Origin of the sequence: Fibrobacter sp. (assembly GCF_045601785.1) — a bacterium.
Classification (GTDB): Bacteria; Fibrobacterota; Fibrobacteria; order Fibrobacterales; family Fibrobacteraceae; genus Fibrobacter.
In genome coordinates this window covers 24,171-37,441 of sequence record NZ_JAZSAF010000016.1, presented here as the reverse complement: position 1 = coordinate 37,441, position 13,271 = coordinate 24,171, and the positions used below count along the sequence as shown (strand labels likewise).

Below are 13,271 nucleotides of genomic sequence, written 5' to 3'. Positions count from 1 at the left end.
TGAGTAATTATACCCCCACACATCACATCTCACACCTCGCATCCTATACTATCTTATGGTTCCTTCTGATATGTATTTCGAGAGCGTTGTGCAGCCCGAACACGAGGGCTGGCTTCTGCTCGATTCCTTGTGCAAGCGCTTTACTTACCACAGTCGCGAACTTTGGAGCGAAAAGATTGCCGGCGGGTTTGTGTCGGTGAACGGTGAAGTCGCGAATTTGGAGACAATCGCGCACCGTGGCGACAAGGTGGTTTACCACGTAACGAACTACACCGAGCCCGAGGTCCCGACGAATTACGAGATCGTCTTTGAAGACGACGAGTTTATGCTGGTGGCAAAACCGGCTGGTGTGCCGGTGCACCACACGGGGCACATCTTTTACAATACGTTTACTTCGATTGTGCGCCGTGGGACCGATTGTGAGACGGCAACCCCGATGCATCGCCTGGACCGCGACACGGGCGGACTCATGCTGTTTGCGAAGTACGCCGAGTCTGCGGCGCGGTTCCAGAAGAATCTGGACCGAATCTTGCTGAGAAAGTTTTATATGGCGGTCGTGCGCGGGGACTTCGCGGTTGAAGGAACCCCTGCGGGCGAGCCTGTAGATTGCACAATGCCTTTGCGTGAAGACCCCGCGGATCGCTTGCGGCTCCGCATGCACCACTTTGCTGACGGCAAGCCCTGCCACACCCGCTTTCGGAAACTCTGCGGCGGCCAACTGTTACTCCCGGTCGGTGGCGAGTCGATGTACTCGGTGGTGGAGGCGGAACTTTTGACGGGCCGCAAGCACCAGATTCGGGCGCACCTCGCCGAGCTCGGGTACCCGATTCTGGGCGATCGCCTGTACAGCTTCGATGGCATCTACTACGAGAAAATGTCTCGCTCCTGGTCTCGCGATCCCTCCGTCGACAATTCCGAAGCGGGACTTTCCGCCGAAGACCTAGCGGCCCTCGGCGGGTCATCCCAGATGCTCTATGCCTACAAGGTCGAAATTCAGTTGCCTTATTGGAAGGAACCTAGGGCCTTTGAGTGCTGCCAGTTCCCCGAAGAAATGAAGTTACTCGTCGAAAAAGCGAAAAGTGGCGCATAAACGCCGAAAAACGCCATTGAGAAATAAATTTTTTTCGAAAAAACGCAAAAAAATTGCCATTCCCCCTTGACAAAGAATCTGTAATATCTATATTTGGTGCCGTCGATGAGAGTAATCTCAAAGGCGAAATCTAACGAAAGTTAGAAGCAAATTGCTTCATAGCTCAGTTGGTAGAGCCCGCGACTGTTAATCGCGTTGTCCTTGGTTCGAGTCCAAGTGAAGCAGTGAAAAAGGTTCCGATGAAAGTCGGGACCTTTTTCTTATGTACTTGGCTCAACAAAATGGGTCGACGGCTTGGCCTAGGTCCCTATTTTTTATATTTTGGATGAACCATCTTAATGAAGGCTTTTATGCTGAAAAAATTGATTGCCGTTCTGTTTGTCGCCGCGGTCTTTGCCGTGGCAGATCCTATTTCTATCGAAGGCCGCTTGACCGAGATTCCGGGCAAGATGCCGAGTAACGACCTGTACAGCTACGTGTACGTGTTCAAGTACAAGGTGCTCAAGGTGGAATCGGGCAAACTGGACGCCAAGGACGTGCTGGTGGGCGTTTACAACCCGCTCATTGCTCGCGGCAAGGTGAAAGACAAAATGGCCGACAAGTCCAAGGGCAATGTGGGTGAATTCAAGGCCAAGGCCAAGCATAAACTCAAACTCGTGCCGCTCGAAGGCAACTGGGATGGCGCAGTCGAAGACGAATACTTTGACGACGAATCTCCGCGTTACCTTGCTATCGAAGTAAATGAGTAGTTCGTGGTTTTTTCTTCCCAGTTATTCCTGTTCTATTTCTTGCCGACGTTCCTGGTCGGCTATTTCGTGTTGTACAAGCTGCACGCGAAGCATTCGACGCTGAATTTTTTCATCACGATTTTCAGCTATGTTTTTTACGGTTGGCTTGAACCATGGCTTGTGTTCCTGATGTTCGGTTGCACCTTGGTGGTGTATGTGGCGGGGCGCTTTATTTCGGCTCCGGGGGCTTCTAAACTGCAACGGAATCTGGCACTGGGGGCCGCTATTGCGGTAAACCTCGGGGCGCTTGCTTACTTTAAGTATTACATGTTCGGCATGGGCATCGTGAACGATGTCATTACAAAGCTCGGTTGTGAACCGTTCTCTGTCATGACGGTGCTCTTGCCGGTGGGTATTTCGTTCTATTCGTTCCAGTCCATGAGTTACGCTATTGACGTGTGGCGCGGGACTGCTCCTCCGGTAAAGGACTTTGCGACATTTGCTTGCTACGTGGCCTTGTTCCCGCAGTTGGTGGCGGGCCCGATTGTGCGCTACAATACCGTGGCCGAGGAACTTGCGACCCGTACGCATACGCTCGAGAATTTTGTGCGCGGCATGGTTTTTTTCTGCTTTGGCTTTGCAGAAAAAATTTTCCTTGCGAACCAGGTGGGTATCATTGCCGACCGCGTGTTTGCGGCCGATGCTCCGGGCGTGCTCAATAGCTGGTGGGGTTCGCTCGCTTACATGTTCCAGATTTATTTCGATTTCTCGGCGTATTCGAATATGGCGATTGGCCTTGGGCTTATGCTTGGGTTCCATTTCCCGCGCAACTTCGACGGCCCGTACCGTTCCAAGAGCATTACCGAGTTCTGGAAGCGTTGGCATATTTCGCTTACAAGTTGGTTCCGTGACTACCTTTACATTCCGCTGGGTGGAAACCGTGTGGGCACGGCGCGCCTGTACTTTAACCTGTTCCTGGTCATGTTTGTGAGCGGCGTGTGGCACGGGGCTAACTGGACGTTTGTATGTTGGGGCTTGTACCATGCCTTCTTTATGATCGTGGAACGTGCGAACAACAAGCAGGCGCTTTACTATAAACTGCCCAAGGTGGTGCAGCTTGCGGCAACCCAGATTCTAGTTCTGTTTGGTTGGGTGCTGTTCCGTGCCGACAATATCGGCGAGGCCTGGCGCATGTGGAAGTGCATGCTCGGATTCAATGCGGTGAGCGAATCCGATGCGATTCTGTCGGCTGAAATTTTTACGCCGAGCTGCCTGTTCTTTATGGTGATCGCCTTCATGCTTTCATTCTGGAAGTTCCGCAGTTACGATTGGTGTGATAAGGTTTTGCCGCACCGGGTTGTTATCGCTCTTGTCATTTTTATCTTGGCGGTTCTTGCGCTGTTTACGCAGAGCTATAATCCGTTCCTGTATTTCCAGTTCTAGTCCGGAGAATGCGTAATTTTCTATTTTTTAGGCTGATGAAATTGTTTAGGCGTTTTTTTTGTGTTTTAGGCCTTGTATCGCTGGCCCTGTTGGCGGCCTGCGATGTTCCGTTTACTAAAGAAGATCCCGTTGTTGTTTCGGTGGGTGATGCGAAGCTTCGTGAATCGGATATTCGCCGTGTTGCCCCGGAATGGGATTCCTGGGGAGACCGCGAAAAGCTGACCTTCCTGGAACATTGGATTGACGAAGAAACAATCTATCAAGAAGCCGTTGCCAATGGCGTGCTGAAGGACGAAACCCTCCAGGCGCAAATCCAGCGTACCGAGCGTAAGATGACGGTAGATCATTTTTTGCAGAGTTTTGCCGACACCATGATGGTGGGCGATGCTGAAAAGCTGGATTACTATCAGGCTCACCAGGAACTGTTCTTGCGCGGACAGACGATGGTGACGGGTGCGCTTTTGTATTTCAAGGATTGGCAGTCGGCGGACCTCTACTACAAGGGCCACAAGAAGCTGGTCTACGATTCCTTGCCGGCCGAGCATTACCTTGTGAAGCGGATGGAAGTATTTGATTCGGCGACGGTGACTCCCGACAGTTGCATGATTCCGTCTATAAAGGATGTGGAACTGGGCAAACTTTCGGTGATGAAGGTTTGCGGTGGTGCTCTCAAGATGGCTGTCGTTGTCTCTAGGCTTGATTCGGCGGATGTGCTTCCGTATGCAGAAGTTGCCGAAGATGTGGCGGAGCGCGCCTGGGTGGAACACCAGAAGGCAGTGCTTTCGAACTTGAAGAAGGAATGGAAAAAGGCTCGCCCGATTTTCTCGCAGATGAATGTGTTTAGCGAAAAGGATAAATGATGAAGTCCCTTGCTACGATGAAGCGATTTGTTTTTGTGCTGCTTGGCCTTGCCGCCTTTGCCGCTGCCGAACCCGTGCTGATGGAAGGGGTTGCCGCAGTGGTTGACGGTAAGCCGATTATGCGTTCGGAGTTCTTGAACAACCTGTACCGCTTCCAGGAGACTCCGGAAGGCTCGGCGATGTCCGAGGCGGACCAGCGCAAGTATGTGCTTGACCAGATGATCGAAGAAAAGGTGCTGCTCAGCCGCATTGATCGTGACTCTATTGTGGTAAGCGATGCCGAAGTCGACCAGCGTGTGAATGCCCATTTGTCGCAGCTCGCTGCAAGCCAGAATACGAACCTGGCGACCCTTGAAAAGGCGATTCGCGCTCAGCTCGGAATCAGCATGGCGCAGTACCGCGACCAGCTGGCGAAGCAGATCCGTGGACACATCGAGTTGTCCCGCGTGCGTCAGCGTCATGTGGGTGCCATTAATCCGACTAAGAAGGAAGTCGATGCCTTCTTTGCCGAATACAAGGACTCGATCCCGCAGCAGTTCAACTGCGTTCTTCTGAGCCACATCCAGCTTCCGATCTTGCCCGATTCTGCTATTGTGGATTCGGTGAAGCAGATTGCAGATGCCTTGATTGACACGCTTAACTTGGGCATGAGCTTTGAACTTTTGGCGAAGGCCCATTCGCAGGATACCTCTGCCGCGAAGGGGGGAGACCTTGGCTACTTCAAGCGCGGCCAGCTAGACCCCGCCTTTGAACGCGCTCTCGACCAGCTGAAAAACGGGCAGTATTCATCGAGTCCGGTGAAGACGAAAATCGGTTGGCACATTCCTCGCGTGCTTGGTCGCAAAGAAGACGGCGTTCGTTCGGCGCAGATTTTGCTCCGCACGATTCCGACGGCGAAGGATACGGCTGCGGTGATTGCCCTTGCAGATTCCCTGCAGAAGAATATCAAGACGGCGGAAGCTTTCGCTGCGGCTGCAAAGAAGTTTAGCGAGGACAAGTCCAGTAACTTTGCCGGAGGTCGTCTCGGCTGGTTCCAGCGTAACGAAATGGAACCGGCCTATGTGGACCCGGTGGCGAACTTGAACGTGGGCGAAGTCTCCGAACCCGTTCTGATTGACGGAGCCTACCACCTGTTCCGTCTCGATGATTCGCGCCAGACCCGCGACTTGAACTTGGAAGAAGACTACAGCAAGATCGAGCAGATGGCAGCGACGCATCTTGAAAATCAGAAGCTCAACGCGCTGGTGAAGAAGTGGCGCGACGAGGTCCATATCGAAATCCGCATGACGGAGTAATGTCGTTCCCTTATGATTCATTTTAACCACGTCACGAAATCCTATGAGGACAATTGGAAGGCTCTTTCCAATGTGACGCTGCGTATTCATAAGGGTGAATTCGTGTTCTTGACGGGGCATTCGGGCGCTGGTAAGTCGACGCTCTTGAAGCTGATTTACATGGACGAACGCCCCGATGAGGAACGCGGCGGTCAGGTGATGGTGAAATTTACGGGCGACTGCCTTTACGACAGTAAGAATACGCCCGACAACAAGATCCAGGCGCTCCGCCGCAAGATGGGAATTATCTTTCAGGACTTCAAGCTGTTGCCGGACCGCAATGTGTTTGAAAACGTGGCGCTTGCGCTCCGCATTGTGGGGACTCCGAGCAAGCAGATTAATGCCGCTGTATTCGATGCTTTAGCTCTGGTGGGTATCAGCCAGAAACGTTTTGCCATGCCCTATACGCTTTCGGGCGGTGAGCAGCAGCGTGTAGCGATTGCGCGTGCCATGGTGCACAACCCGTACCTGCTTTTGGCGGACGAACCGACGGGCAACTTGGACCCGAAAAACGCTGAAGAAGTCTTTAAAATTTTCAAGGAAATTAATGCCCGCGGAACGACCGTCGTGATGGCAACCCATAATCCAGATTTCTACCTGAATAGTCCCTTCCGTCGCCTGGTGCTTGACCACGGCGAGCTCCTGACGAGAGACTTGATTTAATTTTTTTTCAGAGGGGTTGGGAATGGGTTGTTGGACTAGGTGCTTCGTTTTCTTACTCTTTTTTAGTTTATCTGTATTTGCTTCCGAAGACGATTCGGAGGATGAGATTTGGCAGGACAATAGCCGCCACAATGTGGTTTATGGCGGTGCCGATGTCTCTACATGGTCCGATCATGTTGATTGCAATATGGTGGTTGAAGGGGGATCTCCCATTTTGAATCGCCTTTATTTGACGGCTGATTTGTTGAATGTCCATATTATGTCTGACAAGGACAGGGAAGATTCTGATTCGACTGCAAGAATAACGGGCATGAATTTTATTTTAGACCCCATGCAGATGTAAACTTGAATGTATTCTTGATTAGGATTTCTGCATCGTATGCCTATGTGGTCAAGGATACCTATGACCTGAAAAAAGGTTCCCGGTTTTATCTAAGAATCTATTTGGGGAATTGGTATTAAGCTAGGCCTGGATGACCTTGATTTCGCCGGGTTTTAAATCGTCGAGGACGTATTTGTCGAATTGAATGCGCATGAGTCGCATGACTTCGTAGCCTAAGTGGGCGAGCATGCGACGGATTTCGCGGTTCTTGCCTTCGGAAAGGGTGAATTCGAGCCAACAGTTTTTTTCGCCTTCGCTTACGAGCGTGACGCGGTCGGCGTGCATGAATTCTTCTTTTTCGCCGAAGACGCGGGGCGCGACGCTGAAGCCTTTTTCCATTTGCGTAAGTTCGTCGGCGGTGGGTTTGCCCGCGACTTGCACGCGGTAGATTTTGATGTGCGAGGCGTCGGTAAGGACGCGGTCCGCCCAGGCTGTGTCGTTAGTAAACAGCAGCAATCCTTCGCTGGCTGCGTCGAGGCGGCCTACGGGCGCAATGTGCGGCATGGGTTTGCCGGGGGACATCTTGGCGTACTCTTCGCGGAATAAATCCATCACGGTCTTGCGGCCCTTCTCGTCGCTTGCGGTGGTGACGATTCCGCGGGGCTTGTTCATGGCGAAATAGACGAATTCACTTGCGGTAACGGGGGTGCCGTCGACAAGGATTTCGTCGTTTTCGTAGGCGGGCGATTCGGGGTCACGTACGGGCTTGCTGCGGAGAATTACGTGGCCTTCGCGTACCAGCTTTTCGGCTTGGCTGCGGCTGCAGTAGCCGCGTTTGGAAATGACGCGGGCGACGCCGTGGGCGCCTTGCTTTTGCGGTTTGCAGTTATTGTATGCCATGGAGCCCCTCAAGTGTGTGGAAAAGCCTCTCGTTTAGCGCATTGTTCAGTGAGTCCGCTGTAGATGTGTCTGCTAAATCCATGTCGCGGGAGCGTTCTCCGCAGATGTCCGCGCCTATAATTTTGTGCTGTTGCGCTAATGCCTCGATAATTGCCGTCATGTGCTCCAAGCGTAGCGTTCCTTGATCCCAGTTGGTGGTGGCGTAGGTGGGGGCGAGAGCATCCTTGTCAATGGATAGGTAGATGTTTTGCGAAAGCGGAAGCTCTAGGTTTTTCAAGCCTGAGATGAATTTTTCGAATTCGCCTGGCTTGCTTACCATCGCGTTGTATTCATCTTCGTGGATGTAAGAAACATTTTTATGGGACGGAATTTCCGCGGTGAGGAGTTTTGCAACTCCGATGATGACGACATTGTCGATGAACTTGTTTTCTTCGATGACTTTCTTGACCCAGCCACCGCAACTCAAGATGTTGCCGAATCGCGGTTCCTGCATGTCGGGGTGGTGATCGAAAACGACGAGCGAAAAGTTTTCCTGCACCATGTCCGTCCAGATTTTGCTCATGTAGTGGTAGTTGCCGTTGTCGAAGAAATGGATGCCATGTGCGTCCGTAACGCCCGCGTCGGCGATGCGCTTGCGGATCATTTCGGCGGCTTCGTCGTCGCAGTAGCAGTCTGTGCCCGGAATGTCGGCGCAGTCTATGTAAAGGGTGTTCGCATCTTGGATTGCGGCAGAACGCAACCCTTGCATAAAGGGCTGCTCGGTGTAAACACCTGTGAAATTTTGGATGGTAACGATTGGCATCTAGGTTAAAATATAAACTTATTTGCCGAAACGCTTGCAAAAGGAGCAACTTTGGCAAAGCGGGTGGCGTAATTCGTGCTTGTCGAAGCCTTCACGGAGGCTTTTAGCGGTGGGCGAGCTGAGAATTTCGACAAGGCTTTGGTCGGCAATGTTTCCAAGGGTCGTTTGACCGCTGTAGTCTAGGCAGCAGGCGACGACGCGACCATCGTGTAGTATTGCCACATGAGTGTCTAGCGCGCGGCAAGAACCTGCGGTGGATTTTACACGAGTTTCGTCTAGTTCGGGCCATTCGAAGCGGGAATCCTGGTGCAGGTAGATGCGTCCGGTGACTTTGAAACTCTTATGGCGACTGCAGAATTGACCTAGTTCAACATTGGTGCCGAAAGCCTCGTTCACCTTGGCAAGCATCGTCTCGTTCCAAGAATTGCTGGTTGCATCGCCTACATTCCAGAGCCTCAAATTGATGTATAGGTCGGGGCGTACCGCATTCGCCATTTTGCAAAAATCAAGAACGTCTTGAAGGTGTGACACGGCAGTATTTTGTGGAAGTTCGGCGTAGGCGTGCGTTGAAAAGTTCACCTGCCGGACGGCAGGGCATTCCAAGATGCTCTGCGAGACCCGAGCGATGGTGGTGCCGTTGGTGGTCAGGTTCAGCTTGAGCGGTGTCTTTTCTAGCTTCTTTAGGAATTCTCCGAAGCCGGGGTGCAGCGTTGGTTCACCTAAGACGTGAAAGTAGACATTGTCAGCGACGGTGGCGGATTCTGCGATGCAGCGTTCGAAAAGTTCCGTACTCATGAATTCGCGGCGCTTATCTGGTGAAATCGGCGAAGCTTCTAAAGCCGCTTTGCCGCAGGGGCAAAAGCTGCAGCTCAAGTTGCAAGCATCCGTGATTTCGATGTAGACCGCGTTCATGATTCTGCGTTTGATGAGCCTTGTTTTGTCGACTATTTTATTCTCAGTTTTTTCTGCGCGTAAATGCTTTGCCCGCCGTTGCAGACATAGGCAAAGATGCAGACGATGAAGAAGGCGGGCAGAGTGTCAAATCCGAAAATTTCTGCACCGATAAAGATAGGAGCGAATAGCGTATTGGTCGCGCCTCCAAAGACCGCGGCGTAGCCAAGGGCTGCGGCGAGTGGCAGGGGAACGCCCACCATTGCGGCGGTGGCTGCACCAAAGGTTGCCCCGATGGCAAACAATGGCGTGACTTCGCCGCCCTTGAAACCGACGGCGACCGTGACGATGGTGAGAACGAATTTGAAAATCCAGTCGCAGGCGTAGACGGATTCGGCGGAGTTGATGCTTGCCGAGGTGCCCGCGAAGCAAAGGTCGATGAGGTTTGTACCAAGTCCTGCGTAGCGTCCTTGCCAGAGTAGGAGAATCAGGAAACTTAGGGCGACTCCTGTGAAGGCGATTCGCTTGTAGGGGTTCGGGAGCTTTTTGGCAAATAGGTTCTTCGCAAGCGAAAGCGCCTTTGCGAAACCGCCACCGACGATTCCAAAGAGAATGCCAAGAACAGCAAGCTTCAGCACAAACTGAATGTTCAATCCGTTTTCGTTCCACAAGAGTCCTGCGACATTCCAATCCGGAAAAAGCGCTTGCAAATCAACAGAGAACTTTTCAAGTCCGAGTAGTTCCGAGACCTTGTAGGCGGTAAATGCGGCAACCGTTGCGGGCAAGAGTGCGGCAAGTTCAAGGTGCCCTACCAGCAATATTTCGATGGCAAGCACAATCGCTGCGAGTGGTGTCTGGAAAAGTCCTGCAAAACCTGCGGCCATGCCGGCGACAAGCAAAATGCGGCCTGCGTTTTCGAGATGGATCTTTTTGCTGATGTTGTGGCCCAGGGTGGCTCCAATCTGCATAGCCACACCTTCACGGCCGGCACTTCCGCCGAACAGGTGTGTAGCCCAGGTGCCTACGGCGACTAGCGGAATCATTCGTAGCGGAATTTCATCTTCTTTGCCGTGTGCCACGCCAAAGACCATGTCCATGCCACGCTCGGAGCCTTTCCCAAATTTGCGGTAGGCGAGTACGATTGCCACGCCTGCGAGGGCAAGACCTGGAATCCAGTAGACGGGGTGTGCGTCGCGGAGTGCACTTGCTGCAAGCAGGACTTGCCCGAAGAAAGCGGTGAGTGCCCCGACGATGGCTCCAAGGATTACCGCAACAAGAGTCAAAATGGGGAGCGAAAGCCACTTTTGCACAAAGGCGGCCATTCTCGCTTTCATCTGTTCCTTTGCCATGCGCATCATCTGCTCCTTCATTTCGGGAGACATGCCGGCGAATTGCTCCTTGAACTGGTTGTATTTTCCAAAATCTTTGAAATTCATAGATAAACCTTGTTTGCGGGCTAAATTTAGAAATTTAGCGTGAAAGACAGTTTTTGTATATTTGAAATATGAAATTTCAAGAATCCTGCCCTAAAAAAATGGTGCTCGCCATTTCGGCGTTGTCCTTTTTCGTTTGGTCGCTTTCGTCTTGTGCGTCGAGTAAGAATGATGCGGTGGTGGAACAGCCCACTGTTTCCGAAACGCAACCGTCTGTGCAGCCTTTGTCGCAGTCGGTTCCTACGACTCTGTTTGAAACGAAGAAGGTGGGTGACGATAGGCAGGTGCGTGTCGTGGAAAAGCCGACGCTTGCCGCCCTTGATTTCGCTGCTTACTACAACAATCCGATTCGCTTGGCTGGCAAGGATGAAAAGCCCGAAAATTATACCGGAAAGATGGCTGCGACAACCGTAGCGCAATATCCCTTCCCGATGCTCAGTTCCATATCGGAAAGCGAACCTGCTGTTCTTGCGGGGAGAGCCCCCCTTGCGTGGGAGCCGCTTTCAAAAATTCTCTACGCCCAGGTGGGAAATGATTCTCTGGGGGCATTACTCAATTCCGTTGAGTCGGTCAAGTGGGATGAACCCGACGTTTTCCGAGCCTTCCAGACGGTGTCGCGTTTGTGGGGTGTGCCCATGAGCGATGGTTCCGTGGAATGGTGGGTCGAAGTGACTCCGGCCGCATGGACGGGCCGCAAGGCTTTTTACGGCAAGCTCAATCTGGTGTCGCACGGTGAAACGGCTGAAATCCTTAATTATTACCTGACTGCAGAGATGAATGCCGAAGATGCGATGAACTGGGCGCGCACGCTCTCTTCTTATTGGTATCCAACCTTGAATACCGACCTGGAAGTACATACGCCGGGAGCCCCGTGGGAATCGCTCGAAGGCAGCAGGCCTTTTGCAGTGATGCGTGGAAACCCGATGGGGACTCCGATGTGGGTCGCTTTTGAAGTGCCGGATTTCCGCTTGAGCGACGAGGCTCTGCGTGCGCGTGCCGTGGCGGATTCACTGGCAGCTTCTGGCGAAGTGGTCCCCGTGAATCGAACTCTTGATACAAGCTCCGCGTTCCGTTTGCAGACCCTTGCTGCATTGGAGGGCTCCTGCCCCGCAAACGATGCTACTGCGAAGTTCCGCGATGCGCTCACGAAAAAGCTTGCGAAGCTCCCAAAGGAGCAGAACGCCTGGGCTGCAAATGAAATGCTTTGGTTCCGACGCAATGCCAACTACCTGCTTGCAGACAAAATAACGGCACAGGACTCGCTGCATAACCCGCTCCCGCGCCTGCTGGAACTTAAGAAGTATCTGGATTCCTTGAATGTGCAACTCCTGGTGGTGCCGGTTCCTGTAAAAGAAGAAATTTATGGGGAACGACTTGTCGAAGGTACTGCCGCGGATCTTTGCGTAAACCCCGCCGGTCGCGAATTTACCCGCGAGATGCTTGCTGCGGGGCTCGATGTCGTTGACCTTTACCCGGCGCTGATGGCGGCGAAGGCGGGCGATGAGGCTTCGCACTATAGCTACCAGCGCTATGATACGCACTGGGCACTACCTGGAATGCTTGCTGCCTTGGAACAAATCGCGGCTCGCATCACGCAGTACTCCTGGTATGCCGAATCGGGCGCACAGCCGGGCTCGCTGACTATGCAGGAGATGACGACGCTTCGCGAAGGTGACCTGGTGGCGCACCTGCCCGATGCCGAGAAGCCGAAGTATCCTGCCGATACCCTGGCGGCGATGAAGGTCTTCAGGGGCTCGGAGCCCTACAAGGGCGGCAAGAATTCGCCAATTCTTCTGATGGGAGATTCCTTTACGGGCGTGTTTGAGTCGGTTGACCAGAAGTCGGGTGGTCCAGGCTCCCTGCTGGCCTATGCGACGGGCCTTGATGTGCAGGTGCTGACGAGTTGGGGCGGCGGCCCCGGCGTATATCACCGTATGATGAAAATGAAGAAGGACATGCAGAGCAAGCGCCTCGTAATCTATATGATGACCGCCCGCGACTTTTGGCAGTCCCCGATGGAATGGGATGGTCTTTAGCCGCTATGCTCGCTCGGCTCTCCGCTCTTGCAAAACGTCTCTTCTGGCCCTTGCTGCTGATAGTGCTTGCGGCATCGCTTGCACTAGTGCTTTGGAGCGGACAAACCGAGAGAATGGGATTCCGCGATGCGGCTTGTTCCTTTGAAGACAATTTGCCGGGTTGCTTGGATGCCGTGCCTGCGTGGAACGCGGGCCTCGCTTTTTACGATAGCGCACTGAAGGCGTCTGGTGATACCTTGCAAAGCTTGAAGGATTTGCTTTGGGGGTATTGGAATCTGGAATTTGCTGGTGCTGGCGATGCCGCTGTAACAAAGGATGCTATACTTCCGCTGAGAGTTCTTGAAACGCACAAGTCCGGCTGCATGGGGCTTTCTTGGCTTGCGATGATGGTGGCGGAGGCTCGGAACTTGCCGCTTTCGGTTGTCATGCTTCCGGGGCATGTCTTTTTGCGTTATGAGGCAGATTCTTCGACGGCAATCAACTTGGAGCCCAACCGCGAAGGCTATAGTTATTCAGACCAAGAATATCGCGAAAAATACAAGGCGGGCCCTTGGACAGGTCTTGAATTTAAGCCGCTTGCCCCCACGCAGTTCGTGGGGCTTGCAGCCTTCAACATGGGAAATCTCTATCTCGACAGCGATTTGCGCCGTGCCCTGACCTGGTACCGCATGGCGGAAACTTTTTTCTCGGAGTATCCGGGAATTAAGGCGAATCAGGAAATAGCCAAAAGCCGCCTGCCGGATCATCTTTAGGCGCTTCTAGGGGCCGA

At 52.9% G+C, this 13,271-nt stretch carries 13 protein-coding genes and 1 tRNA gene; 10 read left to right on the top strand and 4 right to left on the bottom strand.

All coding sequences use genetic code 11. The features are described 5' to 3' along the window. Positions 1-55 precede the first annotated feature (55 nt). From ACKI61_RS02895 to ACKI61_RS02860, 8 genes are all read left to right on the top strand, one after another. Entirely contained in the window at positions 56-1,090 is a 1,035-nt protein-coding gene (locus ACKI61_RS02895; RefSeq protein WP_407456306.1) for an RluA family pseudouridine synthase, read from the top strand. A gap of 152 nt (positions 1,091-1,242) precedes the next feature. Next, positions 1,243-1,315: transfer RNA gene (locus tag ACKI61_RS02890), tRNA-Asn, on the top strand. Between the two features lie 125 nt (positions 1,316-1,440). Then, on the top strand, positions 1,441-1,839 hold the full coding sequence (locus ACKI61_RS02885) for a hypothetical protein (protein ID WP_407456305.1): 399 nt from the start codon (positions 1,441-1,443) through the stop codon (positions 1,837-1,839). A gap of 3 nt (positions 1,840-1,842) precedes the next feature. Next, positions 1,843-3,261 carry an MBOAT family O-acyltransferase gene (locus tag ACKI61_RS02880; RefSeq protein WP_407456304.1) on the top strand — a complete coding sequence of 473 codons (1,419 nt, stop codon included), beginning with the start codon at positions 1,843-1,845 and terminating at the stop codon, positions 3,259-3,261. Positions 3,262-3,296: 35 nt separating this feature from the next. Next, positions 3,297-4,121 carry a hypothetical protein gene (locus ACKI61_RS02875; protein WP_407456303.1) on the top strand — a complete coding sequence of 275 codons (825 nt, stop codon included), beginning with the start codon at positions 3,297-3,299 and terminating at the stop codon, positions 4,119-4,121. Further along, the gene (locus ACKI61_RS02870; protein WP_407456302.1) at positions 4,121-5,416 is read left to right on the top strand and encodes a peptidylprolyl isomerase; all 1,296 of its coding nucleotides are present in this window, start codon (positions 4,121-4,123) and stop codon (positions 5,414-5,416) included. The genes ACKI61_RS02875 and ACKI61_RS02870 overlap by 1 nt, the downstream gene beginning before the upstream one ends. A 12-nt stretch (positions 5,417-5,428) precedes the next feature. Beyond that, the gene (gene ftsE, locus ACKI61_RS02865; protein ID WP_407456301.1) at positions 5,429-6,118 is read left to right on the top strand and encodes a cell division ATP-binding protein FtsE; all 690 of its coding nucleotides are present in this window, start codon (positions 5,429-5,431) and stop codon (positions 6,116-6,118) included. A 22-nt stretch (positions 6,119-6,140) separates the two neighbouring features. Next, complete coding sequence (locus ACKI61_RS02860; RefSeq protein ID WP_407456300.1) at positions 6,141-6,461, top strand: hypothetical protein; 321 nt, start codon at positions 6,141-6,143, stop codon at positions 6,459-6,461. Positions 6,462-6,581: 120 nt separating this feature from the next. Here the strand turns inward: ACKI61_RS02860 and ACKI61_RS02855 are convergent, their stop codons facing one another. Genes ACKI61_RS02855 through ACKI61_RS02840 form a run of 4 tightly spaced genes read right to left on the bottom strand, consistent with a single transcriptional unit; the run spans position 6,582 to position 10,367 of the window. After that, positions 6,582-7,340, bottom strand: coding sequence for a pseudouridine synthase (locus tag ACKI61_RS02855; RefSeq protein WP_407456299.1), 759 nt, complete (start codon positions 7,338-7,340; stop codon positions 6,582-6,584). Further along, the gene (locus ACKI61_RS02850; RefSeq protein ID WP_407456298.1) at positions 7,327-8,142 is read right to left on the bottom strand and encodes an arginase family protein; all 816 of its coding nucleotides are present in this window, start codon (positions 8,140-8,142) and stop codon (positions 7,327-7,329) included. Before ACKI61_RS02850 ends, ACKI61_RS02855 begins: the two co-directional genes overlap by 14 nt. A gap of 18 nt (positions 8,143-8,160) precedes the next feature. After that, on the bottom strand, positions 8,161-9,054 hold the full coding sequence (locus ACKI61_RS02845; RefSeq protein ID WP_407456297.1) for a radical SAM/SPASM domain-containing protein: 894 nt from the start codon (positions 9,052-9,054) through the stop codon (positions 8,161-8,163). 32 nt (positions 9,055-9,086) lie between these two features. Further along, positions 9,087-10,367 carry a chloride channel protein gene (locus tag ACKI61_RS02840; RefSeq protein ID WP_407456324.1) on the bottom strand — a complete coding sequence of 427 codons (1,281 nt, stop codon included), beginning with the start codon at positions 10,365-10,367 and terminating at the stop codon, positions 9,087-9,089. A 170-nt stretch (positions 10,368-10,537) separates the two neighbouring features. Here ACKI61_RS02840 and ACKI61_RS02835 point away from each other — a divergent pair, with 170 nt between their 5' ends. Then, a complete protein-coding gene (locus ACKI61_RS02835; protein ID WP_407456296.1) occupies positions 10,538-12,502 on the top strand; it encodes an alginate O-acetyltransferase AlgX-related protein in 1,965 nt (654 codons plus the stop codon). A 5-nt stretch (positions 12,503-12,507) separates the two neighbouring features. Further along, positions 12,508-13,254 carry a transglutaminase family protein gene (locus ACKI61_RS02830; protein WP_407456295.1) on the top strand — a complete coding sequence of 249 codons (747 nt, stop codon included), beginning with the start codon at positions 12,508-12,510 and terminating at the stop codon, positions 13,252-13,254. The last annotated feature ends 17 nt before the right edge of the window (positions 13,255-13,271 follow it).